The organism is Lentilactobacillus otakiensis DSM 19908 = JCM 15040 (assembly GCF_001434145.1).
Classification (GTDB): domain Bacteria; phylum Bacillota; class Bacilli; order Lactobacillales; family Lactobacillaceae; genus Lentilactobacillus; species Lentilactobacillus otakiensis.
The window spans coordinates 22,851-49,793 of record NZ_AZED01000004.1; the positions used below are offsets into that span (position 1 = coordinate 22,851).

General features: G+C 43.0%; 28 protein-coding genes. 5 read left to right on the forward strand and 23 right to left on the reverse strand.

The features are described from left to right. Positions 1–59 precede the first annotated feature (59 nt). Positions 60–827: a hypothetical protein gene (locus tag FD05_RS01415; RefSeq protein WP_039933310.1), complete on the reverse strand. Its 768-nt coding sequence runs from the start codon at positions 825–827 to the stop codon at positions 60–62. 150 nt (positions 828–977) lie between these two features. Here FD05_RS01415 and FD05_RS01420 point away from each other — a divergent pair, with 150 nt between their 5' ends. Then, positions 978–1,445: a low molecular weight protein-tyrosine-phosphatase gene (locus FD05_RS01420; protein ID WP_039933308.1), complete on the forward strand. Its 468-nt coding sequence runs from the start codon at positions 978–980 to the stop codon at positions 1,443–1,445. Here the strand turns inward: FD05_RS01420 and FD05_RS01425 are convergent. After that, complete coding sequence (locus FD05_RS01425) at positions 1,442–2,161, reverse strand: class A sortase (protein WP_020281974.1); 720 nt, start codon at positions 2,159–2,161, stop codon at positions 1,442–1,444. The genes FD05_RS01420 and FD05_RS01425 overlap by 4 nt on opposite strands. Positions 2,162–2,221: 60 nt before the next feature. On the opposite strand from FD05_RS01425, the gene FD05_RS01430 reads away from it, so the two are divergent. Then, positions 2,222–3,448 (forward strand): MFS transporter, encoded by a 1,227-nt coding sequence (locus FD05_RS01430; RefSeq protein ID WP_020281973.1) that lies wholly within the window; start codon positions 2,222–2,224, stop codon positions 3,446–3,448. 128 nt (positions 3,449–3,576) lie between these two features. Here the strand turns inward: FD05_RS01430 and FD05_RS01435 are convergent, their stop codons facing one another. From FD05_RS01435 to FD05_RS01455, 5 genes are all read right to left on the reverse strand, one after another. Beyond that, positions 3,577–3,831, reverse strand: a complete 255-nt coding sequence (locus tag FD05_RS01435; RefSeq protein WP_020281972.1) for a type B 50S ribosomal protein L31 — start codon at positions 3,829–3,831, stop codon at positions 3,577–3,579. Positions 3,832–3,929: 98 nt separating this feature from the next. After that, a complete protein-coding gene (locus FD05_RS01440; protein WP_020281971.1) occupies positions 3,930–5,213 on the reverse strand; it encodes a UDP-N-acetylglucosamine 1-carboxyvinyltransferase in 1,284 nt (427 codons plus the stop codon). Positions 5,214–5,457: 244 nt separating this feature from the next. Next, the gene (locus tag FD05_RS01445) at positions 5,458–7,074 is read right to left on the reverse strand and encodes a CTP synthase (RefSeq protein ID WP_020281970.1); all 1,617 of its coding nucleotides are present in this window, start codon (positions 7,072–7,074) and stop codon (positions 5,458–5,460) included. 168 nt (positions 7,075–7,242) lie between these two features. Beyond that, complete coding sequence (gene rpoE / locus FD05_RS01450) at positions 7,243–7,860, reverse strand: DNA-directed RNA polymerase subunit delta (protein ID WP_020281969.1); 618 nt, start codon at positions 7,858–7,860, stop codon at positions 7,243–7,245. Between the two features lie 55 nt (positions 7,861–7,915). Then, positions 7,916–8,350, reverse strand: a complete 435-nt coding sequence (locus tag FD05_RS01455) for a YwiB family protein (RefSeq protein ID WP_020281968.1) — start codon at positions 8,348–8,350, stop codon at positions 7,916–7,918. A gap of 164 nt (positions 8,351–8,514) precedes the next feature. Between FD05_RS01455 and FD05_RS01460 the strand changes: the two genes are divergently transcribed. The 3 genes from FD05_RS01460 to yidA are packed head-to-tail and all read left to right on the forward strand — an operon-like array spanning position 8,515 to position 11,517. Beyond that, positions 8,515–9,342, forward strand: a complete 828-nt coding sequence (locus FD05_RS01460; RefSeq protein WP_020281967.1) for a lipoate--protein ligase family protein — start codon at positions 8,515–8,517, stop codon at positions 9,340–9,342. 12 nt (positions 9,343–9,354) lie between these two features. Further along, positions 9,355–10,689 carry an HD domain-containing protein gene (locus FD05_RS01465; RefSeq protein WP_020281966.1) on the forward strand — a complete coding sequence of 445 codons (1,335 nt, stop codon included), beginning with the start codon at positions 9,355–9,357 and terminating at the stop codon, positions 10,687–10,689. A gap of 18 nt (positions 10,690–10,707) precedes the next feature. Next, positions 10,708–11,517, forward strand: a complete 810-nt coding sequence (yidA, locus tag FD05_RS01470) for a sugar-phosphatase (protein WP_020281965.1) — start codon at positions 10,708–10,710, stop codon at positions 11,515–11,517. 65 nt (positions 11,518–11,582) lie between these two features. Here the strand turns inward: yidA and FD05_RS01475 are convergent, their stop codons facing one another. From FD05_RS01475 to FD05_RS01550, 16 genes are all read right to left on the reverse strand, one after another. After that, the gene (locus FD05_RS01475) at positions 11,583–11,948 is read right to left on the reverse strand and encodes a DUF3899 domain-containing protein (protein WP_020281964.1); all 366 of its coding nucleotides are present in this window, start codon (positions 11,946–11,948) and stop codon (positions 11,583–11,585) included. After that, positions 11,948–12,928: a ribose-phosphate diphosphokinase gene (locus tag FD05_RS01480; protein WP_020281963.1), complete on the reverse strand. Its 981-nt coding sequence runs from the start codon at positions 12,926–12,928 to the stop codon at positions 11,948–11,950. The genes FD05_RS01475 and FD05_RS01480 overlap by 1 nt, the downstream gene beginning before the upstream one ends. Positions 12,929–13,004: 76 nt before the next feature. Beyond that, positions 13,005–14,381 (reverse strand): bifunctional UDP-N-acetylglucosamine diphosphorylase/glucosamine-1-phosphate N-acetyltransferase GlmU, encoded by a 1,377-nt coding sequence (glmU, locus tag FD05_RS01485; RefSeq protein ID WP_039933305.1) that lies wholly within the window; start codon positions 14,379–14,381, stop codon positions 13,005–13,007. 20 nt (positions 14,382–14,401) lie between these two features. Next, the gene (gene purR, locus FD05_RS01490) at positions 14,402–15,220 is read right to left on the reverse strand and encodes a pur operon repressor (protein WP_081637879.1); all 819 of its coding nucleotides are present in this window, start codon (positions 15,218–15,220) and stop codon (positions 14,402–14,404) included. Positions 15,221–15,315: 95 nt separating this feature from the next. Next, entirely contained in the window at positions 15,316–16,119 is an 804-nt protein-coding gene (locus FD05_RS01495; RefSeq protein ID WP_020281960.1) for a metal ABC transporter permease, read from the reverse strand. Then, a complete protein-coding gene (locus tag FD05_RS01500) occupies positions 16,112–16,795 on the reverse strand; it encodes a metal ABC transporter ATP-binding protein (RefSeq protein WP_020281959.1) in 684 nt (227 codons plus the stop codon). The genes FD05_RS01495 and FD05_RS01500 overlap by 8 nt, the downstream gene beginning before the upstream one ends. Before the next feature lie 144 nt (positions 16,796–16,939). Then, positions 16,940–17,812 carry a 4-(cytidine 5'-diphospho)-2-C-methyl-D-erythritol kinase gene (gene ispE / locus FD05_RS01505; RefSeq protein WP_020281958.1) on the reverse strand — a complete coding sequence of 291 codons (873 nt, stop codon included), beginning with the start codon at positions 17,810–17,812 and terminating at the stop codon, positions 16,940–16,942. Positions 17,813–17,944: 132 nt separating this feature from the next. Continuing rightward, entirely contained in the window at positions 17,945–18,193 is a 249-nt protein-coding gene (locus FD05_RS01510; RefSeq protein WP_020281957.1) for a Veg family protein, read from the reverse strand. A gap of 98 nt (positions 18,194–18,291) precedes the next feature. Beyond that, positions 18,292–19,182 (reverse strand): 16S rRNA (adenine(1518)-N(6)/adenine(1519)-N(6))-dimethyltransferase RsmA, encoded by an 891-nt coding sequence (gene rsmA, locus FD05_RS01515; RefSeq protein ID WP_020281956.1) that lies wholly within the window; start codon positions 19,180–19,182, stop codon positions 18,292–18,294. After that, positions 19,175–19,741, reverse strand: a complete 567-nt coding sequence (gene rnmV, locus FD05_RS01520; RefSeq protein WP_020281955.1) for a ribonuclease M5 — start codon at positions 19,739–19,741, stop codon at positions 19,175–19,177. The genes rsmA and rnmV overlap by 8 nt, the downstream gene beginning before the upstream one ends. Further along, the gene (locus FD05_RS01525; RefSeq protein ID WP_020281954.1) at positions 19,741–20,514 is read right to left on the reverse strand and encodes a TatD family hydrolase; all 774 of its coding nucleotides are present in this window, start codon (positions 20,512–20,514) and stop codon (positions 19,741–19,743) included. Before FD05_RS01525 ends, rnmV begins: the two co-directional genes overlap by 1 nt. 107 nt (positions 20,515–20,621) lie before the next feature. After that, positions 20,622–22,649 carry a methionine--tRNA ligase gene (metG, locus tag FD05_RS01530; protein ID WP_039933301.1) on the reverse strand — a complete coding sequence of 676 codons (2,028 nt, stop codon included), beginning with the start codon at positions 22,647–22,649 and terminating at the stop codon, positions 20,622–20,624. 416 nt (positions 22,650–23,065) lie between these two features. Continuing rightward, a complete protein-coding gene (locus tag FD05_RS01535) occupies positions 23,066–23,914 on the reverse strand; it encodes a DUF72 domain-containing protein (protein ID WP_020281952.1) in 849 nt (282 codons plus the stop codon). A gap of 20 nt (positions 23,915–23,934) precedes the next feature. Then, positions 23,935–24,651, reverse strand: a complete 717-nt coding sequence (locus FD05_RS01540; protein ID WP_020281951.1) for an NAD-dependent protein deacylase — start codon at positions 24,649–24,651, stop codon at positions 23,935–23,937. 23 nt (positions 24,652–24,674) lie between these two features. Beyond that, positions 24,675–25,646 carry a hypothetical protein gene (locus tag FD05_RS01545; protein WP_020281950.1) on the reverse strand — a complete coding sequence of 324 codons (972 nt, stop codon included), beginning with the start codon at positions 25,644–25,646 and terminating at the stop codon, positions 24,675–24,677. Positions 25,647–25,655: 9 nt separating this feature from the next. Beyond that, a complete protein-coding gene (locus FD05_RS01550; RefSeq protein ID WP_020281949.1) occupies positions 25,656–26,906 on the reverse strand; it encodes a hydroxymethylglutaryl-CoA reductase, degradative in 1,251 nt (416 codons plus the stop codon). Positions 26,907–26,943 lie beyond the last annotated feature (37 nt).

Below are 26,943 nucleotides of genomic sequence, written 5' to 3' on the forward strand. Positions count from 1 at the left end.
CGCTCCAATTATTAAAAATCTAAAATAGTTAAATTCAATTATAACAAAAAATCAAACGGCTAAACACCCACCGTTTGATTCTGCCATTCTAAGTGCCATTTTGATGTTTGTAAATTATATGATAAATCTCCCGCGTACACGGTGTTTTCATTAACCGCGTTGGTTCGCAAAATAATTGAGACTTGGTCAGGATCTTTGAGGATTCTCAATGGAATGTGATAGGTTCGTGACCGCTCGCGCAATGAATCAAACGAAACGAACAATCCGTCATTTGATTTGGTGATCAAGTCTAACAAGATGGACTTGTCAACGTCTTTGATTGCCAACGGTCTCAGGAATACTCTCAATGTGTTATGGGTTTCCCTCAAGTTTCGTTTGATCGCAATTTCCAAAACATGGTTAAAATCTGAAAATCGCCTGTAATATGAACGAATCGTCCCATTATCTTGGCTGAGGTAAATATAATGATTATCCAGCTTTGACGAAAACGGTCGTCCCATTGGCGTCCCCATGTGGGCTAGATAAAGCAGTTCGGCAATTTCAAATGGTGACAGGTTGTTCACACTGTCTTCGGTATCAAAATCAATGAACTTCTTTTTTTGATCTGGATTTCTGAGCAAATATGTCCGGATCTCACCTGTTCCGTTGATCAAATTAAATTTGGAATGAGAATTGTAACCATTGGCAGCTTGATCATCATTATTCAGTAAAATGATATTTTGAGGCAATTCATCGAGACCATTAATAAAATCGGCCGCAGTAATCCCCGACGATAAAATCATATTGGAGATTGGATTTGTATTTATGAAAATCACATTGCCCTTCATCGTTTTATTACCCCATATTTATATCTAAATTTATTGTACTACCCTCACGATTATATGTCTTATAATTAAGACAGAAATGTCTCTATTTGCCCTTTTCTTAATTCATTGGTAACATGAATGTTAACGCAATATGAGTGTGAGGTTATTAATATGACTAACGTATTATTTGTTTGTCTTGGGAACATTTGTCGCTCACCGATGGCTGAGGCCATGTTTCGTCAAATGGTCAAAAATGCCCATTTAGAAAATAAAATCAAAGTGGCTTCCGCAGCCATTAGTTCTCAGGAACAAGGTAATCCACCACATCCCGGTGCCATCGCCGAGCTCGCGAAGCATGGCCTATCGGTCGGTGACAAAAAATCGACGCCGATTACTAAGAAAGATTTTGACCAGTCCGATTATATCATTGCCATGGATAATCAAAACATCTTCTATTTGAATCAAATCGCGCCAATTACCGACCGTAAGAAAATCTTTTTGTGCTACAACATTATTCCTGGAATGGAAGGAACCGATATTCCCGACCCATGGTTTGACCATAAATTTGGGAGAACATATCGTCAGCTATCGGAAACCCTGCCAAAGTGGCTGGACAAGTTCAAAACTGAATTGGCTTAATTATTGACGGGTCCCAATAAGGCTCGTTTTAATTTTGGCGTCGCATCGTTGATCCGATAGCTCTTCTGGAACTTACCGCGAATCATTAGTCGTCCGGCTCCCGTTGCATCACAGGTAATCAAGGTCACAATTGGTCGCTTTGTCTGTCGCACCACATCAACTCTTGTAGCAGCAATGAACTCACGTTTGTCAACCTGGTATTGATAAACCCGCGACATGTTGCTCAAATAAATTCGATCACCCACTTTAGTCTTGAAATAAAGGGGACCAAATAAAACATGACGGTTAACCATGTGGTGCCCAGCAAGTGGATAGTTGCCCTTCCCCATCTGTTGATCAGGGCGCATAGTACCAGCGGCCAGGGCCAATGTGTTGTTGGCAACCCCTAAGCCGATTGGCAGATGAATATCGGACTTTGGCAGCAGGATTTCGCCAATAACTTCGATCTTGTTGGTGTTCATCCGTGCTCGAGCTGCCGTTTGGAAATCAAGAGATTTAACTTTTTTAAAGTTATAACTGACATTTTGCTTATGTCGCTTAGTCTGCTTTTTTACTCGTTCTTCAGTTTGGGTAACTGTTTTTCGAGTAATCTTTGGTTGATATGATTTGATCATTTCGTTTTTGATTTGTCGGTTAAAAATCATCCCGAGTGCTACAATAATGAGCAAGACAAAAATCACGTTAATCACTATTTTTTTGAGAAGTCCTTTTCTCATAACTACCTCCACATAATGAAAGAATGATATATGTATTGAATCTATAAAGGAGGAACCTCATTGGCAACAAGACAAGTTGGTCCCAACTCATGGCGGCGAAACCTTGCCGTTCTCTGGTTTGGTACCTTCATGGCAGGAATTGGCTTCAGTGAAGTCATGCCGTTTCTATCTCTTTATGTTGACTCACTGGGACACTTTACCCGTAACGAATTGAGTCTATACAGTGGTCTGGCATTTGCCGCCAGTTATTTGGTCACGGCTATTGCGTCTCCGCTCTGGGGAAAACTAGCGGATCGGACCGGCCGAAAATTGATGCTGGTTCGGGCATCTGCCGGGATGGCGATTGTATTTATCTTCATGGGATTAGTTACCAACGTCTGGCAATTGATCGGGCTCCGGTTGCTCCAAGGGGTCTTCTCTGGTTACATTAGTAACGCCAACGCGCTGATTGCCACTCAAGTGCCCAAACGCCGAAGTGGGCAGGCACTTGGTACCCTGGTAACCGGAAACGTGTCTGGCGCCCTTCTAGGCCCATTATTAGGTGGAACACTGGCATCATTCTTCAGCTATCGAGTCACTTTCTTTATCACCGGTGCACTGTTCGTTGGGGTTTTCTTGGTCACCACTTTCATGGTCCATGAAGACTTCAAGCCAGTGGCCAAATCGAAAATGCTTAATACCCGCGGTGTCATTGGGGAATTAGGTAACTCAAAATTGGTGCTGGGAATGTTTGTCACAACGATGATTATTCAGGCCGCCAACAACTCTATTGTTCCAATTTTAGCATTATATGTTCGGCAAATCATGGATAACAGCCCGGCGACGACGTTCTATAGTGGAATTGTCGCAGCGGTACCCGGAATCGCAACCTTCGGGGCGGCGCCTTTCCTTGGACGGCTGGGAGACCGAATCGGTGCCGATCGAGTCTTAATGGTTGGGTTTATCTTGGCAATTGCGGTGTACGTCCCGATGGCGTTTGTCACCAATGTCTGGGAGTTAATTGGTCTCCGATTTTTGATTGGGGTTGCCAACGCATCAATGCTGCCAGCTGTTCAGTCAATTCTGGCAAAGAACACTCCACCTCACGTAACTGGTCGGGTCTTCAGTTGGAATCAATCATTTCAGGCGATGGGAAACGTTGCCGGGCCGATGATTGGATCGGTTGTCGCAACCTCATTTGATTACGCCGGCGTATTTATTTCCACTGCGGTTCTGGTGGTCATCAATTTGACGCTGGTTTTTAACAATACCAGAACCATGAGGAAAGCTCGCAAACAGAAAGCCTAACCAAAAACACTTTTTTATATTACCATTTAAATCAAAACAGGAGTTGGACAATTGTGATGTAATTGTCCAACTCCTGTTTAATTTTAATAAAAAACGAGGAACCATAAAGTCCCTCGTTCTTAAACAATTTACTTGTTGTCTGCAAGACCGTATTTCTTGTTGAAACGATCTACGGCACCATCTACCTGGTTGAACTTTTGCTTACCAGTGTAGAAAGGATGTGAGTCTGATGAAATTTCAACACGGATCAATGGGTATGTCTTGCCATCGTCCATCTTGATAGTTTCGTCAGAGGTCTTAGTTGATCCTGAGATGAACTTAAAACCTGTAGATGAATCTTGAAATACAACTTGTTGATATGCTGGATGAATTCCTTTTTTCATTATATATCGCTCCTTTGCCCTGAATCAATCTGATGACCCAGAGATTATCGATTAGTCAACTTTGTTAGTGTACCATAAATGAAAATGGCAATCAATAATCAATTTACTCTTTCTTCAACTTCCAAGGTCACATCCCCGCCAATGCCTCTCAGCTTGTCGACGATGTTCCCATAACCACGCAAAATATTATCGGCATGGCAGATTTCGGTCGTCCCACTGGCCATCAAACCGGCAATAACCAGAGAAGCGCCGGCGCGGATTTCACCAGCCTGAACCTTGGCCCCGACGAGCTTAGGTGAGTTATCAACTACAATGATGCCTTCATCGGTATCTTCTGACTTGATCTTACCGCCAAGCTTGTTAAGTTCAGTGATGTGCTTGATCCGCTGTGGATAAATCGTATCAATGATCACGCTGCGCCCCTGTGCTTTGAATAATAATGGTGTCAAAGGCTGCTGCAAATCTGTTGCAAACCCAGGATATGGCATCACTTTGATCCGAATTGGTTTGAGATCGTGAGATGGTCCAACGTAAATACTATCTTCATAGACCGTTAAATCACAACCCATCTCCTCAAGCTTAGCCACAAAGGCCTCTAAATGTTCAGGAATGATATTCGTAATTAAAATGCCATCCCCAACGGCAGCGGCCAACGATAAGTAAGTCCCTGCTTCAATCCGGTCGGGAATAATTGTGTGGGTGTTTCGAGCTTGAAGGGTTGGCACACCTTCGATCCGGATGACATCAGTACCCGCACCTCTGATGTTGGCACCCATGTTATTGAGGAAAGTCGCGATGTCGATAATTTCAGGTTCCTTAGCGGCATTGCCGATAATTGTTGTTCCAGGAGCCTTAACAGACGCCAAAATGGTATTGATCGTCGCACCAACGGACACGATGTCCAAAAAAATCTGGGCGCCGTGCAAGCCGTCGGGACCAGTACTAATGGTAACCGTGCCATCATGTTCGCTCACTTCAGCACCCAAAGCCTTAAATGCTTTAATATGCTGGTCGATAGGTCGAGGACCAATGTTGTCACCACCGGGAAAACTCACAGTTGCCCGTTGAAATCTTCCCAGCAGTGCGCCCATAAAGTAATACGATGCCCGGAGGCTCTTAATCGCCTTGCTGGGAAGTGGTGCTTCGACAATGTTGGTTGGATCGATTTTTAAGACGTCGCCGTTAAACTCAGACGAAACGTTCATGGATTTTAAAATTAGCATTAAATTGTGAACATCTAAAATGTCTGGGACAGAGTCAAATTTAACGGGTGTGTCCGCTAAAATTGCCGCTGGAATCAACGCAACGGTGCTGTTTTTGGCACCACCAATCGAGATCTCTCCGGATAGGCGTTTCCCTCCATTTATGATTAATTTACTCATCGAAACTTTCCTCACTTTTTGTATTCGCACATTTTTCATGTCAAGAAACATATTATCCAAAATGCCTGCAAAATACAAGCCTCTAACTTGAATTATACAATTTGTAATAATTAAAACAATTGTTCTGTACAAGTAAGTGTCACTGGTTCGTCTGAAAACGCCGACAAATCAGGAACAGATGAGCTCTATTACAAAAAATGGGCAACGGCAAAATGCATTGCCACTGCCCATTTCAAAATTGCGTTTACTTATTCTTTTCAAGGTACAAATCATTGGCTGCCGCAACGAAGTCTTTGAATAATCCTTCGGGACGGTTTGGCCGTGAAATGAACTCTGGATGGTACTGTGAACCGACGAAGAAACGATTCTTGGGAATTTCAACCACTTCAACCAAATGATTATCTGGTGAAGTTCCTGAAATCACCATGCCGTTTTTCTCCATTGACTCACGGTAAGCGTTGTTAAATTCATAACGGTGACGGTGACGCTCAGAAATAACATCTGCATTGTCATAGGCCTTTGCAGCAACTGTACCAGGCTTCAACTTGCAAGGGTATGCGCCTAAACGTTGAGTCCCACCCATGTCATGAACATCCTCTTGGTCAGCCATCAGGTCGATCACGTTATGTTCAGTTCGTGGATTCATTTCAGTTGAGTTGGCATCTGGGTAACCAAGAACGTCACGGGCAAATTCAACACATGCCATCTGCATCCCAAGACAAACGCCAAGGTATGGGACATCCTTTTCACGAGCATACTTAATCGCAGTAATCATCCCTTCGATCCCACGATCACCAAAGCCACCCGGAACGATAATCCCATCAGCAGCTTTCAGCAAATCGTCAACATTGTCAGGAGTAATCTTCTCTGAATCAAGCATTTCAAGATCGATGTCGGCATCAACCACATAACCGGCATGTTTCAAAGCTTCGGCAACAGAAATATACGCATCCTGCAAACCAACGTACTTGCCGACCAAAGTAATGTGAATGGTGCGCTTTAAATGTTGAACGTGGTGCTCCAACTGCTTCCATTCACTCATGTCAGCAGCTGGCTTGTCGATACCAAAGTGATCCAAAATTTGTTGGTCCATACCCTGCTTCTGCAAGTTCAACGGAATCGTGTATAAAGTTGGCACATCAAGTGATTCAACAACGGCCTGTGGCTTGACGTCACAGAATAATGAAATCTTTTTTCTCATTGAATCGGTAATTGGCTTTTCAGAACGGACAACCAACAAGTTTGGTTGAATTCCCAGGCCTCGCAACTCTTTAACACTGTGTTGCGTTGGTTTGGTTTTCATTTCACCGGCAGCCCGCAAATATGGGATCAAAGTGGTGTGAACGTAAAAGACGTTTTCGTCACCGACTTCAGTCTTCATTTGACGAATGGCTTCCAAAAATGGCAGTGATTCAATATCACCAACGGTTCCACCGATTTCAGTAATAACGATTTCCGCGTCAGAAACTTTGGCAGCCCGCATAATTTTTTCTTTGATCATTCCCGTAATATGAGGGATTACTTGAACAGTTGCACCAAGGTAATCACCATGACGTTCTTTTCTTAGAACCTCGTCGTAGATCTTACCAGTTGTGACATTGGAGTATTTATTCAGGTTATTATCGATAAATCGTTCATAATGGCCAAGATCCAGGTCAGTTTCGGTACCATCGTTGGTAACAAAAACCTCGCCATGTTGGTATGGATTCATAGTTCCCGGGTCAACGTTGATGTATGGATCAAATTTTTGGATGGTAACATTCAATCCTCGATTTTTCAACAATCGGCCTAGTGATGCTGCGACAATTCCTTTACCTAAGGATGAAACAACTCCACCAGTTACAAAAATATATTTGGTCATTATATAATCCTCTCCTCTTACTAGATAGCCGTTAGCCGGGGAATTCACAAATAAAAAAATTCCCTATCCAAAAGTGAATAGGGAACAATTTAATCATCGTTCAGATGTCCTTGAAATCTCAAGGAGCCCAAAAAACATAATACATACTTTTTAATTATTAGTCAAGAATTAATGGCTTTCTTTTGAATTGAAATCATCATCGTCATCATCTAATGAATCGTCATCATCATTCAATTCGTTCAGTTGACCTTCAATACCATCTGGTAAGTCATCATCATCTGAGTCGTCATCAATATCTTGAAGATCTTTGTTGTATTTGCCGAGATTTTCTGATTCATCATCTGAATCATCATCGTCGTCGGTGTCATCATCAAAGTCGTCATCGTCTTGATCTTCAGGATCGTCGTCATCGTAATCGATCACGTCGTCATCATCTGAAGCATCGGCAAGAAAGGCATTAACCTTACGGCGCTTCTTACGCTTAGGTCGATCTTCGTCTTCTTCTGTGTGGACAGTTGCTTCATCAATTGATTCATAAGGGTACCATGTTCGTAAGCCCCAAAGATTATCACCAAGTGAAATAAAGCTGCCATCAATGTTCAAATCGGTATAAAATTGTGACAATCGGTCACGAATTTCTTTGTTACTATCGCCTAAATAGGCTTGCACAGCATTGGCTAAATCAGCAAATGGCATGGTATCTCCACGTTGTGCCAAGATTGCGTGTGCGACCTCGATCATCGATAGTTCATTTTTGTTTTGGCCTTTAAAGACTTCTAATTCCAAACTGGTACACGTCCTTTCAACAGTCTAACAACAGTCTAAAAATTACTATACTCGATTAGATTGTAAATTGCAATCGAATATTGTATTTACCTAATAATGCATCCCCTGCATACAACAAATAATCAATGCCAATGTTGCCTCTGAGGGGGGCATCTAAAATTTCCATATCCAGTGCGGAAGTGACCGTTTGAATATCCATCAAACCATATGGCGTCCGGTATCGGGCAGCAATTCGTTTGCCATCACTAAACATCAACTGAAGTCGGTTGTCACCAGATCGAGTCAGTTTCACGTCGCCATTATCAGAAATCTTAATTGTGACGGGAATCTTACCATCGTCGTTTTCTTCCTCATAACGGATATAAAGGCTGGTCCCGACGCGAACCAATTGGCCGGTGACATCAAAAACAAAGTTTGATTTCTGGCCTTCCTGTAAAATATTGGTTTCCAAATGAATCTGAACTGGAACGCCAGTTGCTAAATTGTCCATAATACACCTTCTTTTAAATCTAGTTCTAACTAATATATTATATATCCCTCAACCTATTTTTGCACTCATGTCACCTTCATCATTTCTGCAACTTTACCTATTAATTTGTTAGTGTCTGTTATAATTAAATGGATTGTTTGATTTATGAAATGGAGAGTTGGAAAATGTCTTTTACAAACGTTCCGATTACTGTAATTAATCAAATCTATTCCAGAAGCACCAAACTTGATGCCTTTGCGGACACCAACGCGCTGTTGGAAATCTGTGACCGCAATCTAAGGCCCTTTATTCACTTTTGGACAACCGAAGAAGAAACTTTAATCCTGGGGATCAACGATCGGCATTTGCCCAAATTGGCTGCGGGCCTAAAAAGCCTGCTGAGTAATCACTACGATTATTTTTTGCGTAACTCCGGTGGCCTGGCGGTTGTGAGTGATCCGGGAATTTTAAACATTTCTCTCTTCATCCCACAGCCGGACACAGTCTACACCATTGATCAGGCCTACGAGATTATCAAAGGACTCATCAGCATGTCGTTTCCTCAACTCGACATCAAAAGCTTTGAGGTCACCAATTCCTATTGCCCAGGCAAATACGATTTGTCGGTCAATGGGCAAAAGATTGCCGGAATTGCCCAACGGCGGACGACCAATGCATTGGTTTTGATGCTTTATCTGAGTGTCAATGGCGATCAGGATGCGCGTAGTCAAACCGTTGCGGAATTTTACGAAACGGCAGACGCCTATTCACAATCACGGTGGACATTTCCTAAAGTCGATCAAACAACCATGACGACTGTCCAACAGCTCGGATTTCCAGACATCACTCCAAGCGACGTCGAACACAAATTTTTAGAATCAGTTACTCAGCAAAACATCTCGGTTGACCTGACCAGCGGCTCGGATTTCATGCTCTCCCGTGAATTTACAGAAGAGCGTGCCAAACAGCTGCGGAAAATTCAACTGAGAAATGACCAATTACCAATTGTCTAAGGAGGCAATTTTTTGGATTACGCACATCAACAATTAAAACGAGAAAAGGTCTTTCGCGACCCGGTTCACAACTACGTCTATGTTAAGTATCAAGTCATTTTGGATTTGATCAACACCTCGGAATTCCAACGATTACGTCGTGTCCATCAACTGGGAACGACTTCGCTGATTTTTCATGGTGCCGAGCACTCCCGATTTTCTCACTCCGTCGGGGTTTATGAAATTGCCAGACGGATCATCGAATCCTTCCAAAAGAATTTTATGTCCAAAGAACCTGGGGACGGTCTCTGGGATGATTCCGAGAAATTAGTCACCCTCTGCGCTGCTCTGCTACATGATGTTGGCCATGGAGCGTACTCACACACCTTTGAGCACATCTTTGGCACTAACCATGAACAGATTACCCAAGCGATCATAACATCGCCTACAACGGAAATTAACCAGGTTTTACGAAGGGTCAGTCCTGACTTTCCAGAAAAAGTCGCCAGCGTCATCAATAAGACCTATCCCAACAAGCAGGTCGTTGAAATGATCTCCAGTCAACTAGACGCCGACCGAATGGATTATTTGCTCCGGGATGCATATAACACCGGCGTTAAGTACGGCACGTTTGACCTTTCCAGAATCCTGGAAGTTATGCGGCCATATAAAGATGGCATCTGTTTCGAGATGAGCGGCATGCACGCCGTTGAGGATTATATCGTCAGCCGATTCCAAATGTATCAGCAGGTTTATTTCCATCCAGTTTCCCGATCGATGGAAGTCGTCTTAAACCGTCTGCTTCAGCGAGCCAAAGTCATCTTCAGCTCCGAAGTTAATCATGATCCGCAGACACCCTATCTGCTGTTGCCATTCTTCAAAGGTGATTTTAATCTGGATGATTATCTTCAACTAGACGACGGCGTGTTGAACACCTACTTCATTCACTGGAAACGGTACCCGGATGACATTTTAAGCAACTTGGCCAGTCGATTCATTGACCGAAAGCCTTTGAAATCCGTTAAATTCGACAAATCAACCAGCAACTTGCTGCCACGATTGCGTCAGATTATTGAACAGTCAGGTTTTAATCCTGACTATTATACGGCGACCGACAACAGTTTCGACTTGCCGTACGACGCTTATCAAGCCGACAAAAAACAAATCCACCTCATGCAAGACGACGGCACGTTAGTGTCACTATCATCAGTCAGCCCACTGGTTCGAGCAATTTCAGATCGTCAAACTGGTGATAATCGGTTCTTCTTCCCACGAGAGATTTTAAAGCCAGACGAGAACGTCGATTTGTTCCAGCCGGAATATGACGAATTTAACCGCCACATTCGAAATGACCAACTCATTCAATAACTTAAAGGAGACTCACGCATGGATATCAAACTCATTGCCATCGATATTGACGGCACTCTCTTAAACGAAAAGAACGAACTGGCTCAACCCACCATCGATGCCATTACCGCTGCCCGAAAAAAAGGTGTCAAAATTGTCTTGTGTACCGGCCGCCCGTTAAGTGGCGTTCAGCCATATTTGGACAAGCTCAAAATTAGCGGCGGCGACGAATTTGCAATTACATTTAACGGTGCCATGGCACAGACTTTAGCCGGTAAGGTCACGGTCAATCACACGATTACTTACGATAATTTCCTTGAAACAGAAATGCTCAGCCGTAAGTTAAATGTTAACTATCAAATTGAAACTACCGACAGCATTTACACCACGAATCGGGATACCAACCCATATGGGATCGCTGAAAGTTTTCTGGTTCGGCTGCCAATCAAATTCAGATCACCGGAAGAAATTCCTCGCGACCTGGTAATGTCAAAGGCAATGTTTGTTGATTTCCCAGAAAATATTACCAAGGCTAATCAGTTAATTCCTGACAAGTTACGAAATGATATGTATGTGGTTCAAACCGAACCCTTCTTTATTGAAATGATGAACAAGCAGGCCAGCAAAGGTAAAACCCTTGGCGAGTTGGCTGATCAACTGAATTTAACCAAAGACAACATTATGGCGATTGGCGATCAAGGAAATGATTTTACAATGGTTGACTATGCCGGCTTTGGCGTGGCAATGGGCAACGCAATTGATGAGGTCAAAAAAGCCGCTCAATTTATTACCAAGCCCAACACTGAAGATGGCGTGGCATTTGCCATTAATAAGTATGTCAATGATTAGACCAAATTAAAGGATCTCAACGAGGCATGTGCCTCATTGAGATCCTTTTTGTTTGCAATATTTGATTAAATACTTGTCAAAATGATTCCTAGAACAATCAAGAAACCACCCACACCCAAACAGTATCGGGCGTATTTATTAACTCTGATTGGTTGATTTTTGATTGAAGCAACATCTTTAGCCTTCGGGTGTTTGGGATCATTTTCAGCTTCCAAATCACTTTTCTTGCGAATATGAAACCGCCATCCGGTAAACAAATGGCCGGAGCCAACAATAAAAACAGATCCCAGAACAATGAGAAATAAGCCGACTAAAAAGTCGAGATTTCCCAACACCATTTTGGGCATTTTAAATAAAATTAGCAGGATATTGATAATCACAACGGCAACGACAGAAGACCAGGCTGGACGTTTCTTAATCAAATCGATCATTAATTTTGTTCACCACGAAATCTATTCTTGAACAATGGACTCACCGGCTTGTTTTCGTTGATGCGTTTAATAGCATCGCCAATCAACGGACCAACGGAAACTTGTTCAATCTTATCAATCTGCTTTTCTTTTGGTAATTGAATGGTATCGGTCACAACTAACTGCTTAATGGGTGACTTTTTGATTCTTTCAATTGCAGGGCCTGAAAGCACTGGATGAGTACAGCAAGCATAAACCTCACTGGCACCAGCATCCATCAAAGCCTGAGCACCTAGCGTGATTGTTCCAGCAGTGTCGATCATATCATCAATCATCAGACAACGCTTACCTTTGACATCCCCAATGATATTCATAATTTCGGCTACGTTGGCACGTGGGCGACGCTTATCAATAATTGCAATTGGGGCTTTCAAAAATTCAGCTAATGCACGGGCTCTTGAAACACCACCATGATCAGGTGACACAACAACGTCATCACTGCCGAAACCCTGCTTGATAAAGTGATCAGCCAATAATGGTGCCCCCATTAAATGATCAACTGGAATATCAAAGAATCCCTGAATTTGAGCAGCGTGCAAATCAAGTGCAACCACTCTGTCAACCCCGTCTGTCTGCAGCATATTTGCCACCAATTTGGCGGTAATTGGTTCACGTGACCGAGCTTTTCGATCTTGACGTGCGTAACCATAGTATGGAATCACGACATTAATCATTCCGGCACTGGCACGGCGTAATGCATCAACCATGATCAATAATTCCATCAGGTTGTCATTAACCGGAGCAGATGTCGATTGAATGATAAAAATGTTGTCGCCACGGATACTTTCATCGATATTAATGCGAATCTCCCCGTCACTAAACCGATCAACAGAAGTTTTTCCCAAGGGAACGCCAACAGTTTCCGCGATCTTCTCAGCCAAAGGACGATTAGAATTCAGAGCGAAAATCTTTAGTTTCGAATCAAAATATTGCTGAGCCATATGATCCTCCAATATGTTTTTTGTTAACTCACATCTCAATAACTTAATTATACAATGTTTTAATTAAAAATCAGAGTTAATCTTTCTGATAAGGCAATTTTTTGAAATAACCGGCTTTATTCGTCTGGCGCGCACGGGCAATCGCCATATCGTACTGGTTAACTGTCTTATTAATGGTGGATCCAGCAGCGATGAATGAATGGTCAGCAACTTCCAAAGGTGCAATCAAATTAGAATTGCTGCCGATAAAGGAATCGTCGCCCACTGTCGTTTCATGCTTATGGGCGCCATCATAATTGGCAAAAATCACACCACAGCCAACGTTGATATTCTTGCCAAGTTTGGCATTCCCAACGTAAGTTAAATGGCCAACCTTGGTGCCTTCATCAATCGAGGACTTCTTAATTTCAACAAAGTTACCTAAATGAACGTGCTTGCCAATCTTGGCTTCCGGACGCAAGTGACTATTAGGACCGATGTCGGAGTGATCCATCATCTCTGATTCTTCGATCAACGAAGATGTCACTTTGACATGATCATGAAGAATGGAATCCCGAATTTCAGAGTTCGCGCCAATATAACAGTCACTGCCAATCACCGTGTGGCCTTTTAGTTGAACACCTGGTTCGATGATTGTATCTGAGCCAATTTTAACGTCAGCGTCAATATAAGTCCGTTCCGGATCAATCATCGAAATGCCGTCCATCATGTGCTGACGGTTAATTCTGGTACGCATAATTTTGGTGGCACGAGCTAACGCAATTCGATCATTAACCCCCATTGACTCGTCAAAATCATCCATCTTGTAGGCTGCAATCGTTTCCCCTTCGGACTTCAAAATCTCAATAACATCAGTCAGATAATACTCACCTTGCGCATTATCATTGGTCAGCTTATGCAATGCATCGAATAAAGCACGATTATCAAATACATAAACACCAGTATTAATTTCATCGATCGCCTGCTCTTCTCGAGTGGCGTCCTTTTGTTCAACGATCTTTTCCACGATGCCCAAATCATTCCGGACAATTCGACCATACCCGGTTGGATCCGGTGCTTTAGAAGTTAAGATAGTTGCTTTGGCTTTTTTATTTTCGTGATAAGTAAATAAATCTTCGAACGTTTTCGTCGTAAACAGTGGTGTGTCACCACTGACGACCATAGTCATGCCGTCCAGATTTCCTAATAATTTTTCAGCTTGCAAGACCGCATGGCCAGTACCCAACTGCTGCTCTTGTACAGCATACTGAGTCCGGTCGCCCAAATTCTGACGGACAGCGTCGGCACCAAAACCGACAACCGTCACGACATTATCCATATTGGCTTTCTCAACTGCAGTTAAAACATGGTCAACCATTGTTTTACCACAAAGTCGGTGGAGGACCTTGTAAAGCTTGGATTTCATCCGGGTCCCCTTACCCGCTGCCAGTATGATTGTGTTTTTTGTTGCCATTATATATTTCTCCCCAATGCTTAATTAAATATTTTCTCGATGTAATTTCCAGGTTGTGAAACGACCGTGTTGTTCTCGGCGTCCACACGCATCAATGATGTGTAGTCACCAATGGTCCGACCGTTTGGCGCAGTGCTTTCGGCTACTACCCCAACACCAATCAAATTGGCATCAAATTCTTCGACCATGGAAATCATCCCACCAACAGTTCCGCCGCCACGCATATAATCATCAACGATCAACACGTTGGAATCAGGTCTGAGACTCCGCTTGGACAACGACATCTTTTCAATTCTGGTCGATGAACCTGAAACATAATTAACGTTAACGGTTGAACCTTCAGTAATTTCAGTATCGTGTCTAACAATCACAAACGGCACGTTTAAGAAATCAGCGACACTCTGGGCAATTGGCACACCCTTGGTCGCAATCGTCATCACCGCGTCAACGCTTTGATTCAGATACTGGGTTGCAAAGATCCGCCCAATTTCCCGCAGCGTTGCCGGACTGCCTAACAAATCTGACATGTAGACGTACCCACCCGGCAAATATCGGGTGTCTGAGGACATCTCCTCAATTAATTTGTTAACGACCTCTTGAGCCTCATCTTTAAGAATGTACGGCAAAAACCTGGTCCCACCAGCGGCACCAGGAATGGTTTCAAGCAGACCGGTTCCCCGATCTTGAAATGTTCGTTTTAAAATGGTTAAGTCTTCACTAATCGAGGACTTGGCTGATTCGTATCGATCTGCAAAAAATGTTAAAGGCACAAGTGTATGTGGCCGCTCCAACATATAGCGGGTCATATCGATCAGTCGATCACTTCTTCTTGTTTTCAAAAATTCCACCTCGAGTTTATGTAATATCTATTTGATTTTATCATAAATGTTCGTCTTTAGGGGAATTTATAGCAAAATATAATAACGTTTTAAAATCAACGGCTCTTATTAGCAATTGAATTATAAATCAATGCTGATCCATAAATGACGGCCTCGATACTGGCGATAAAGAAAGTCACCGGCCAGTTGGTCACATAACCGAGATATAAACCAAACCAAACACCAAAGATTGCAAAAGCAATTGCTAACAACATCATTTGAATCACGGTGTGGGCAAAATATTTGGAGCTGGCTGCCGGTAAGGTCAATAATACGAAAATCAAAAGTGAGCCGACAATCTGGGCGGCAACACTGACGCTAAATGCCAGCAAGACAAGAAAGATAATTGAAATTAAGGAACTGTGGATATGATTTGTCTTCGCGCCGACCGCGTCAAAGGAATCATCTTTCAAATTTCTGAAGATAAAAAATAACACCACTAAGACTAAAACGGAAAGAATGGCCATTTGAACGACTTCTTGATGGCTGATCCCGATGACACTCCCAAATAAAATGCTGGTCGCATAACTGGAATTCTTGTTTGATAATGACAAGAACAGAATTCCCAAACCAATAAACAGCCCAGAAATGGCACTAATCACTGACTCACGCCGAGATTCAACTGCACCACTCAACTCACCGACCAGAATCGAACTGACGGTGGTAAAAGCCAGCATCCCATTTAAAGGTGTCCAGCCGATGAAAATCCCAAAGGCAGCACCAGCAAAACCAATTTCTGACAGTGTGTGGGTCATGAAAGGCATATTCCGAGCAACCACAAAAACGCCCATGATTCCACTAACAATGGCGATAAGGGTTCCCGCTAAATATGCATTCTGCATAAATTCAAAACTAAACATATTCGCCCTCCTTAGAATCATTATGAAGCTCGCTGATTGGCCCCGCGGTATAACCATTCTTGGTTAACCATAAGAAATGATCTGGATATTCATGAATGACCTGCATATCATGGGAGACGAAAATGATCGTTAACCCTAAGGCTTTGTTCAATCGCAGAACAACATCCAGTAGTTCCCGCTTGGTGTTGGGATCCAGGCTAGCCGTTGACTCATCCAAAATCAAAAGGTCCGGATCGTTAATCAGCGCCTGTGCTAAATAGGCTTTCTGCTTTTCACCGCCAGATGCCAACCCAAGCGGTCGCTTGGAAATGTGTTCGAGATTAACCTGCTTGATGACCGTCTGAATCTTTTGCTTTTCTTTTCGTGAGAGCCACGGCAACTTAATCCCAGTAAAATTCAGGGAGATAAAATCTTCAATCGACAAGGGATATTCAACATCAACATTTCGAAATTGGGGTACGTACCCTATCTTCAGGCCATTTTTGATCTTGATTCGGCCCGCAGATGGTTTCAGTTGATTCAAAATCACTCTAATCAAAGTGGTCTTACCCACACCATTCTCACCAATCACGCCAAGGAATTCGCCTCGTTGAACTTTAAAAGTTAAATCAGAAAGTACTTGGTGATTGGGAAAGCTTAATGATAAATCTTCGACTGAAATTAATGTTTCACTCAAATGAAAATCCCTCCACAACTTTGTAAAAAGTAATTATTACTATTTTAGTTTAGATTAAATTCAAATTTTGTCAATCACTGGGGCAAATTAAAAGGGCTGCTTGAACAAAACTGAAGGTTTGTCAGCAACCCGATATTCATGATTTTAAAAGACTGGGTTCGTATCACACTCTGGTTGAGCGATATATACCTCATTACAAAAACCAGAAATACTGTTATAAACCCGATGGGCACGAGATTCAGTTCGGCAGATTCCGTATACTGTCGGCCCACTGCCACTCATTTGTGAACCATCAGCCCCATATTCAACCAAGCGTGATTTCAGTGTTTCAATTTGGGGATGACTAGCTGTCGTAATCTCTTCCAAAGAATTGCCGATGTTGCTGACAATTCGATCGTAGTCAGAATTCTCAATTCCCGCCAACAGTTCATCAATTTGTGGGTGGCTTACTTGAGTCGTCGCTACCTGTCGAAGAATTTTAGGCGTTGAGACGCTGATATTCGGCTTGGCCAAAACGAACCACATTTTTGGCAATTTTTGCAATGGGGTCACGATCTCACCCCGGCCGCTCACCAATGCCGTTCTGCTATACACACAGTATGGCACGTCTGAGTCCACCTGAATGCCAATCTGGGCTAATTCCGCAAATGATAATCCGGCATCAAACATTTCGTTGAGTGCACGCAACACAGCAGCAGCATCAGATGAACCGCCACCCAACCCAGCGGCAACCGGAATGTTTTTCTTGATCGAAATTTTCAAACCAGTCTGGATACCAACTTTATTTAAAAATAAATGTGCTGCCTGATAGGCAAGATTGCGCCGATCATTTGGCAAAAAACTGCTATCGGACAGAATTCGGATATTGTCATGACGATCAGTGGTTTCGATTTGAATGTGGTCACTTAATCCAATTGAGGTCATCACCATTCGCCATTCAATCGCGCCATCAGGATGAACGAAGGGTGCATCCAAGCCAAGATTCAGTTTTGCTGGTGCTCGAACAATTCGTTTCACTTGGATCCACCCCCCTCATTGTTTATTAATAACAAAATTATACTAAATTATTAATAAAATGTCAGTGTTTAGGTGATAAAAGGGCAAAACAAAAAGGCCTCTCAGGCCCCACAATGATTTCGACTCAATAAGTTAGACTGCTTGAGAAGCATCAAAGTCAACTTCGATGTTCTTCGTCAAAATATCAGTATAACTATAAGAAACGCGCTCAAAATTCGCTTTCCCTGGATCTAATTCGACAACAAAAATAGCAGGAAATGTTTCCCTCAAAATTCCCTGACGCTTGGTTGTCTTTCTTCTCCCAATTTGAGAAGTTACTAGTACGTGTTGGCCGATATGATCGTCCATCTTATGCTTAATAACAGATAAAGTCACTGGCATTCTACTCACCTCACGATGGTTCATTATATCACAAGAGTAATAGAAATGCAATTTTTTACCACAACTTAAGCCATCTAGCAATAATAAAGCCCTAAGAATTAGATTAAATTTTTCAAAGTATGGAATGCATTCGCCATGGACACAAACTGTGCCACCGTCAAACTTTCAGGACGGACTCCCGCATCGATATCAACAGCTGCCAACACCTCTTTGATTGCTGCTTTAATTTCTGGTGTTTTGCCAAAAACGCCCTGCAAATTATTCCATAACGTTTTTCGCTGATGCATAAAGCATCCGCGGACAAAACTGATAAAAGCCTTCTGATCAAAGGGTTTGACCGGGTTATCAGCCCGTGGTGTCAATTTAACAATTGCCGAATCGACTTTGGGTTGTGGAATAAACGCCGTTTTTGGAACAACAAACGAAATTTCAACATGATTCAATTCCTGAACAATGACAGATAATGAACCGTATGGTTTAGTGGACGGGTTAGCATTCAGCCTTTCAGCAACTTCTTTTTGCATCATTACAACAATGGCATTAAAGACCGTCTCTCCAGCGATCAGGTCCATCACGATTGGCGTTGTAATGTAGTATGGCAGATTGGCAACCACTTTTAACGGTTTGGAACTGTCAAATTCTTCACCGATAATTTTGGGCAAATTGGCCTTTAAAATATCTTGATTAATAATCTTGATATTGTCATAAGGCGCCAAGGTTTCATCCAATACCGGCAGCAGGTTGGCATCAATCTCAAAGGCGATCACTTTGTTAGCAGCTTTTGCCAACTGCTCGGTCAAGCCCCCAATTCCAGGACCAATTTCGATCACATTATCTTCTTTGGTAATCTCAGCAGCTTTAACAATATTGTCCAAAACGCCAAGGTCAGTTAAAAAGTTTTGACCCAAACTTTTCTTAGCGGATAAATGATATCGATTCAAGATGGCCTGAGTCCGAATAGGACTGGCAATTTGTGGATATTCAGTCATTGGTTTTCTCCTTATCAATCTGTTGAACGGCGGCTAAAAATTCCTCATGGCTGATGCCAAACATCCGTAAACGATGTTGCAGCTGCTTGCCATTAACATAACCAATCCGTAAAATTTCGCCAAGCTGCTCGCGGCGTTGCTTCGCACTGGGATTCCCCATTAATCCATATTTCATTAATTCTGATTTGGAAATTAACTCGCCGGCCGAATCGTCCTCGGTATAAACTTGGCTGAGAGCCTCGCGGATTGACTCAACACTGGCATGTTCCACACCAAGTGAGCCGTCTGAGCGATTGGGAACCCCCTGCTGTTTGGTAATAAATGCGTGCTTGGCATTTGGCACTTCAGCAGAAATTGTTTTGCGAATCTTTTCTCCAGAAAAGTCAGGATCCGTGAAGACGATGATACCACGGGTCTGAGCAACCTTTTTAATCAGATCCAAGGTCTCGTCAGGAATGGCGGATCCACGGGTTTCAATCGTGTCGGCGTCCACTGCGCGTTGAATTCTCTTAGTGTCGTCTTTTCCTTCAACGACAATGACTTCTTTAATTTTTTTCATTATTCCTCAATTCCAAATAAACGCATCGTATTTTCGTAAGTATGCGCTGCAATCACATCCGGGTTAACATCACAGATTCTGGCTAGGGCCTCGACCGTGTAAAGTGAATAAGCCGGCTCATTTTGCTTGCCTCGCAACGGTTCCGGCGACAAATATGGCGCATCCGTTTCAACCATCATACTATCAAACGGTGTTTCACGGACTGCATCATGAACTTCATGGGTTTTCTTGAAACTGGCGACGCCACTGTATGAGACCAACATCCCCAAATCCAAAAACTTCTTCAGCCACTCTGGATCACCATTAAAACTATGCATGACGCCGCGGATATCAGCAACATTCATTTCCTTTAAAATGTCATAGGTATCTTCGAAAGCATCACGGTTATGAATCGAAATCGGTAGATGCAGCTGCTTGGCAATATCAATTTGTCGTTTTAACACCCGCTTTTGAACTGATCGTGGTGAAGTGGTTTGATGATAATCCAAGCCAATTTCACCAAGGGCGACGACTTTCGGGCTCTGCAGCTGTTCAATCAACAATTTTTCCTGTTCTTCATGATAATAAATTGAGTCTTCAGGATGCCAGCCAATTATTGAATACATATCAGGATACTTAGCAGATAATTCCAACGACAAATCGTTTAGCTTCTGGTTGGAACCAACGTTGGCAATCTTAGCCACTCCCAGGTTTTGGGCGTGCTTAAAGTATTTATCTGCTTCTGGATATAAATGCTCATCATTCAAATGGGTATGTGAATCAAAAATTTTCATTATATGCTCCCAAATCTTTTAGATAAAAATAGGGATTGTGACAAAACTTGCGTCTTGTTGCCAATCCCTAGTCTTTCACTATGTTTACTTTGCCACAAATCGACAATTTATTCCAGTGTAACCCCATTTTCCAAGTGCGAACCGACAGTCACTAATTCAACATTGCCGTCTTTATGTTCCACTGACAGCAGCATTCCTTGGCTGACTTGGCCACGCATCTTTCGCGGTTTCAAGTTGGAAACAATAATGACTTTTTTGCCAACCAGCTTCTTGTAATCAGGGTACCACTCGGCGATGCCCGAGAGAATTTGGCGATCGCCATCGTCGCCGGCGTCCAAACGGAATTGAAGCAACTTGTCTGCGCCCTCAACTCGGTTAACGTCTTTGATTTCAGCAACCTTAAGTTCAATCTTTTCAAAAGCCTCGAATCGAACTTCCTTTTTAGTTAAGTTCAAATTGGTTTCTTCTGGATCAAAATCAGCTTCTGCAGCCTCTTTCATCGCAGCGCGTCCCTTGGCTTTGTCAGTCTTAGTCATTTGTTGCTTAATGTAGTCAACTTCATCATCAACTTCGACTCGTGGGAAAATTGGTGTCCCCTTGGCAACAGCTTTAACGCCTGCTGGAACATCTGCAAATTGAAGGTTTTCAAGGTTGATTTCTTCCTTGATCCCTAGTTGAGCGAAAATTTCTTTTGGTGCGTGAGTCATGACTGGGCTAATCAGTTCAGCAATCACCCGTAAACCGGCTGCCAAGTGTGACATAACGGCATCGAGTTTGTCTTTGTCGTCAGGATTCTTAGCCAGATTCCATGGTTCGGTTTGGTCAATGTATTTGTTGGTTTGAGCAACCAACTTCCAAGCTTCAGCCAGTGCATCAGAGAAATGTAAATCATTCATCATTTGCTTGTAATTGGCAATAACTGATTCAGCGGTGTCTTCCAACTCTTTATCAGCATCATTTACACCAGCCTTGTATGCCGGCAACACACCATCCTCATATTTGTTAATCATCGAAACAGTTCGGTTTAACAAGTTTCCAAGGTCGTTGGCCAAGTCAAAATTCAACCGATCAATGAAGTCTTCAGGTGTAAACAAGCCGTCATTAGCATACGGCATTGCCCGCAACAAATAGTATCGCAAAGCATCCAAGCCATAACGGTCAACCAATGTCTCAGGGTAAATCACATTTCCCTTTGATTTGGACATCTTGCCGTCCTTCATCAGCAACCAGCCGTGCCCATAAACAGTCTTTGGCAATGGAAGTCCCAGGGCATGCAAGATAATTGGCCAATAAATCGTGTGGAATCGAACAATTTCTTTACCAACCATCTGAACATTAGCTGGCCAATACTTCTTGAAATTGCTGTCATCCTTGCCATCGTAGCCCAGTGCGGTGATATAGTTGGTCAGCGCATCGATCCAAACGTAAACCACGTGTTTAGGATCTGATTTGACAGGGACACCCCAAGTAAAGGTAGTCCGAGAAACCGCCAAATCTTCCAAACCAGGCTCGATAAAGTTTTTGATCATTTCGTTCATCCGAGTTGCCGGCTGGATGAAATCAGGATGATCTTTGTAGTATTGCAACAACCAGTCGGCATACTTACTCATCTTAAAGAAGTAAGACTGCTCATGAACTAATTGAACTTCATGTCCACTTGGCGCTTTTCCGCCAGTTACCTTACCATTCTCGTCACGATAAACTTCTGCAAGTTGGCTTTCAGTAAAGTACTCCTCATCAGATACAGAATACCAACCAGTATATTCACCAAGGTAAATATCGCCTTTATCAAGTAATTTCTGGAAGATATCTGCAACTGCCTTTTCATGATAATCATCGGTAGTCCGAATAAATTTGGTGTTGGAAATTTCCAACTTTTTCCATAATTGTTTGATTGAAGCGGCCATCTTATCGACATAGTCTTTAGGTGACATGCCCAACTGTTCTGCTTTTTGTTCGATTTTAAGTCCATGCTCATCTGTTCCTGTTAGGAAGAAGACGTCGTAACCCATGGCCCGTTTGAAACGCGCTTCAGCATCGCACGCAATGGTCGTGTACGAATTGCCGATATGTAACTTTCCAGACGGGTAATAAATTGGTGTTGTGATATAAAATGTTGGCTTACTTTCTGCCATGAAAGTACCTCTTTTCATGCTTAATTATTCTTGAAGATATTACAATCCAGTATAGCAAATATTTGTGGGAATGGCGATGTGAATTGGATTTGTGGGCAGCTTTGAATTTTTTATAATTGGATTCTTTTGGTGTGTTATGAATGCGGCGATGACCCGGATGTTAAGCTTTCAGGCCAACTTGGCAAAAATTCGAGTTGTTTCATCACTGTTACCTAGCCATAACGTGCTCCGACGCAACTGACGCTAACATATAAGTTACTCCGAATTTAAATTCACAACCGGGATTCACATTTACCTAGCCATAACGTGCTCCGATGACCCAGATGCTAACTTCTAAGGCAACCTTGGTAAAAACCCAAGCCCTGGGTTTCCACCAAGGTTGCCTTAGAAACCGCATCTCCCGGGTCTCGTCGCACTCAAAACAAATCCATCTGCACCGGCGACAAACCGCCAAATTCAATTCCCAGCATCTTTTTAAGCTGCAAAGCATTATCGGCCGCATCTCCGCCACTGTTATTGTTGAAAATAACGCAGACCTCCTTGGCTTTCTCATCCAAATCAGCGACCACTTTGCGGAATTCTTCCAGTTCTTCCTTCGAATACCGATAAAGCGTTCGTTTACCCCGCCAATCCGCCGAGTGTTCCGTCCAACCCTTCACGTTTCTACCATGCAGCCTTAGCAATGCCAAATCATCATTAGTAACTAATGGCTCAAACGGTACCCCCGCGTTTGTGGTATGCGGTTCGTCGACCGCCACCATGGTCATCCCCAGTTCCTTAAGATAACCGGCAACATCTTGGGTGATTTCTTCCCCATACCAGGTGGAATTCCGAAACTCAACGGCCACCGGATAACCTGCCATTAAATTACTAATCCGTCTCAAATACTGAATGGTCGCAATACTTCTGGCAAAATATGGTGGAAATTGGAAGAGCACCGCCTTTAGTTGCCCCGTCGTCATAAGTGGTGCAACGGCGCGTTTATAGTTATTAAATTCCACAAACCGCTGCTCATTGTCAACCGGGTCAGCACTGCCTTGATCATGCATCGTCATAACCCGGTTGGCTTTTAAGATAAATTGAAAGTTGTCAGGCACCTGCTTTTGCCAATTTTCCACAACCTCGACTTTGGGGATTGCATAAAACGGCGTATCCAATTCAACAACCGGAAAATAACCACTGTATTCAGTTAAGCGAACCTTCCGTTTGGCACCATCAATCAGTGAAGGATGATCCGAAAACGTGGTCAAACCAATTGTAATCAATCATCCCACCTCCCAGATGACTAGGCATTGACCTTTAAGTCTTTGAAGAAATCAACTGCATTTTCTTTCACCATTGTAAATGGAAAACCGAATTGAAGTTGTTCTTCGTTAACTGCAAGCACTTTAGCATTCTGAGAGCGATAATCAATCAGACCGGCGAACGGATACACCCGCATCGACGTTCCGACAATAACAATTAAATCAGCCTTGGAAACCGCATCGACACTCTTGGAAATGGCAACCGGATCAAGGCCTTCACCATACAACACAATGTCGGGGCGCAAAACGCCACCGCAATTTTCATGATACATACTCTTCAGATATTCTTTGTAATCGACAGTTTTGTGGCACTTTTGACAATAGACTTTATAAAGGTTCCCGTGAAATTCGACCAAGTTCTGAGTGCCAGCCTTGCGGTACAGACTATCAATATTTTGGGTAACGACAGTTGCATCCCGTTGCTGCGTAAATTGAGCCTGACGTTCATGGATCACGTTCGGCTTAGCGTCGGGATAATACATGTTTGACTTCTCATATTCCCAGAACACTTTTGGCTCATTACGCAGACAGTCGGAACTTAAATAGTATTCGGCCGGCTTATCGGTCTTGTCATTAGTATACAAACCGTTTTTTGAACGATAATCAGGAATTCCCGACGCAGTTGAAACCCCTGCACCAGTTAGAAAAACAATTCTTTTCGCGTTATCAAATTCACTTTGAATTTTAGCATCAATCATTTTAATCCTCCTTTAAAAGTTCATTATTTACGAACGATGTAAGGCATCTTCAGGTCATCAAACAATTGCTTAACCGATTTGTCATACACCCCTTTGAAAAATTCTGGATCATCCTGGTTACCTTTAGGATTGGCAAGGACAAATGAATTTTGATCATCAACCCGGTTAAAGCCAACGTAGCCTTTAGTGTTGCTATTCACTTCGATCAAATCGGAATGATAGATTTCAAATAACTGTTTGACTTTCAATCCCAGCTGACGCTCGGAAAGAACGCTGGTAACCGTTGTAAATTCGGTGTTATGAAGTGCCGGCAGCTCCCAATCCTTCAACTGTTCGTCAAACGCCTTAAATAGTTTGACAACGTTTCGACGAAGGCCAAACGGTGAATCGGTCGGCTTTTCAGTAATCACTTTGTATAATTTTTCGGCAGCTTCAAATGAGATTGGGAAATCTTTCTTGAGTTTGTCAGCGACCTTATCAATGCCATCACCATAGAAGACCATTGCATCCAACAAAGTCGTTAAGCGTAGCATCATTTGGTCGTCCAACGGCTTTGGTTCAGGTTTGATAGTTGCGTAAACGCCTTTAAGATACATGTCTTCGATTTCGTCATTAATCAAATTGTGTTTTCGCTGTTCAGAAACCACCACAAAGTGTGACACAATATCGTAAAGCTCGGTTCCCATCATCTTCAACTGTTCATCCAAAGTATCGTCGCCAGTTGTGAGTGAGTAAAAGACTTGAGGAAAACCACGTAGAACCATCAATAAATGCAGCAGCTCATGAGAGGCGGTATAGTCTGGGGCACTTAAATCGGCAATTTGGACAATGATGTTTTTGCCATCTTGAACGGTCTGCGCTTGATCGTGGCGAACATAGCCTGACTGAAGCTTACCAATAAAGGTTACCGTCACTGTACCGGGAAAGAAATTGTTCACGGCATCAATCAGGCCGTGGACGTCCTTATTTAATTCGATATCAATATTGTTATCCATAATGATCTCCTATCTTCGGATTGTTTTTAAAATCTCTTTAACTGTCTGTGAATTGGGGTTGGCAATTTGTCTCAACTGAGCAAGCACTGCAGGCAATTCTTGCGTAGTTGCGCCATTTGAAAGGGCCAGCGACTTTAATTGTAAGGCCATGTGACCTTTTTGAATGCCATCGGTGACTAACGCCTTTAATGCAGCTAAATTTTGGGCCAAGCCAACTGCAGCAATCACCTGCATCTCATCTTGAGAATGATGAATTTGGGCAATTTGCTGATTAACTGCTACTAGCGGCAGAACCTTGCTGGCACCTCCTACAAAGCCGATTGGGACTGGCAAGGCCATTTTACCAACTAGTTGATCGCCGACCACCTGCCAAGTGCTGAGACCCTTGTACGGCCCTTGCCGGGCAGCAAAGGCATGAGCGGCACTTTCCACTGCCCGCCAGTCGTTGCCAAAAGCGATGACCGCTGCATCAACACCGTTCATAATCCCTTTGTTATGGGTTGTGGCACGTTTAACATCCAGCTGAGCAACTTCGCTGGCATCAGCAATTCGTTGTGCAACCTGTCGGCCATCAAGTGACCTGCTTGCCAATTTGTCAACGGCAACCTGACCAGTCACTTCAACGACTTCTTCGTCAGCAAAATTGCTTAGAATTGCCATCGTTGTTTCCACATGTAGTTGATCTGAAAGCCAATTGGAAATTGCCTCTAGCATCGTGTTAATTATATTAGCACCCATTGCCTCGCCGGTATCAACCGATAAATCAATTGATAAAAATGTTGGCGAAAGTTCTCGAACTGCGACTTTTTGGGCACCCCTGCCATACTTTAAAATACTTGGATGGCTTTGATTGGCAATATTCAAAATCTGCTGCCGATTAGTTTCGACAAACTTGGATACTGCCTTAATTTCGGCGTGTTTGACAATGACTTGACCACTAACCAGCTTCTCCGGAATTGCACAGTGAATCCCCTCACCTGCCGACAATAATTTGGCGCCGTTACTTGCCGCCGCAATGACGGATGGCTCCTCAGTGACCATTGGCACTAGATGACGACGGCCGTTGACAATCAGTCCGGTGACGACACCTTCAGGCAGTGGATAGCTGGTTAAATTGTTTTCAACCAATTCACCCGATGCGTGGTCCTCATTTTGATGAATTAATTGCAATTGCGCATCAGACAATCCAACCGAATCGGCAATGAGCTGCAACCTTTGTGCATAACCTTTTTTATAAAAGTGATCCCATTTATTTTCCATCATATCACCATAAATCTGCTAGAGGCACAAAAAGCTG

What these genes read in the sequence shown, in the direction of transcription:
- FD05_RS01415 (WP_039933310.1), bottom strand. Translation starts at nt 827, where the DNA reads ATGAAGGGCAATGTGATTTTCATAAATACAAATCCAATCTCCAATATG.
- FD05_RS01420 (WP_039933308.1), top strand. Translation starts at nt 978, where the DNA reads ATGACTAACGTATTATTTGTTTGTCTTGGGAACATTTGTCGCTCACCG.
- FD05_RS01425 (WP_020281974.1), bottom strand. Translation starts at nt 2,161, where the DNA reads ATGAGAAAAGGACTTCTCAAAAAAATAGTGATTAACGTGATTTTTGTC.
- FD05_RS01435 (WP_020281972.1), bottom strand. Translation starts at nt 3,831, where the DNA reads ATGAAAAAAGGAATTCATCCAGCATATCAACAAGTTGTATTTCAAGAT.
- FD05_RS01440 (WP_020281971.1), bottom strand. Translation starts at nt 5,213, where the DNA reads ATGAGTAAATTAATCATAAATGGAGGGAAACGCCTATCCGGAGAGATC.
- FD05_RS01445 (WP_020281970.1), bottom strand. Translation starts at nt 7,074, where the DNA reads ATGACCAAATATATTTTTGTAACTGGTGGAGTTGTTTCATCCTTAGGT.
- FD05_RS01455 (WP_020281968.1), bottom strand. Translation starts at nt 8,350, where the DNA reads ATGGACAATTTAGCAACTGGCGTTCCAGTTCAGATTCATTTGGAAACC.
- FD05_RS01460 (WP_020281967.1), top strand. Translation starts at nt 8,515, where the DNA reads ATGTCTTTTACAAACGTTCCGATTACTGTAATTAATCAAATCTATTCC.
- yidA (WP_020281965.1), top strand. Translation starts at nt 10,708, where the DNA reads ATGGATATCAAACTCATTGCCATCGATATTGACGGCACTCTCTTAAAC.
- FD05_RS01475 (WP_020281964.1), bottom strand. Translation starts at nt 11,948, where the DNA reads ATGATCGATTTGATTAAGAAACGTCCAGCCTGGTCTTCTGTCGTTGCC.
- FD05_RS01480 (WP_020281963.1), bottom strand. Translation starts at nt 12,928, where the DNA reads ATGGCTCAGCAATATTTTGATTCGAAACTAAAGATTTTCGCTCTGAAT.
- glmU (WP_039933305.1), bottom strand. Translation starts at nt 14,381, where the DNA reads ATGGCAACAAAAAACACAATCATACTGGCAGCGGGTAAGGGGACCCGG.
- FD05_RS01495 (WP_020281960.1), bottom strand. Translation starts at nt 16,119, where the DNA reads ATGTTTAGTTTTGAATTTATGCAGAATGCATATTTAGCGGGAACCCTT.
- FD05_RS01510 (WP_020281957.1), bottom strand. Translation starts at nt 18,193, where the DNA reads ATGCCAGTGACTTTATCTGTTATTAAGCATAAGATGGACGATCATATC.
- rsmA (WP_020281956.1), bottom strand. Translation starts at nt 19,182, where the DNA reads ATGACTGAATATCCACAAATTGCCAGTCCTATTCGGACTCAGGCCATC.
- rnmV (WP_020281955.1), bottom strand. Translation starts at nt 19,741, where the DNA reads ATGAAAAAAATTAAAGAAGTCATTGTCGTTGAAGGAAAAGACGACACT.
- FD05_RS01525 (WP_020281954.1), bottom strand. Translation starts at nt 20,514, where the DNA reads ATGAAAATTTTTGATTCACATACCCATTTGAATGATGAGCATTTATAT.
- metG (WP_039933301.1), bottom strand. Translation starts at nt 22,649, where the DNA reads ATGGCAGAAAGTAAGCCAACATTTTATATCACAACACCAATTTATTAC.
- FD05_RS01540 (WP_020281951.1), bottom strand. Translation starts at nt 24,651, where the DNA reads ATGATTGATGCTAAAATTCAAAGTGAATTTGATAACGCGAAAAGAATT.
- FD05_RS01545 (WP_020281950.1), bottom strand. Translation starts at nt 25,646, where the DNA reads ATGGATAACAATATTGATATCGAATTAAATAAGGACGTCCACGGCCTG.
- FD05_RS01550 (WP_020281949.1), bottom strand. Translation starts at nt 26,906, where the DNA reads ATGGAAAATAAATGGGATCACTTTTATAAAAAAGGTTATGCACAAAGG.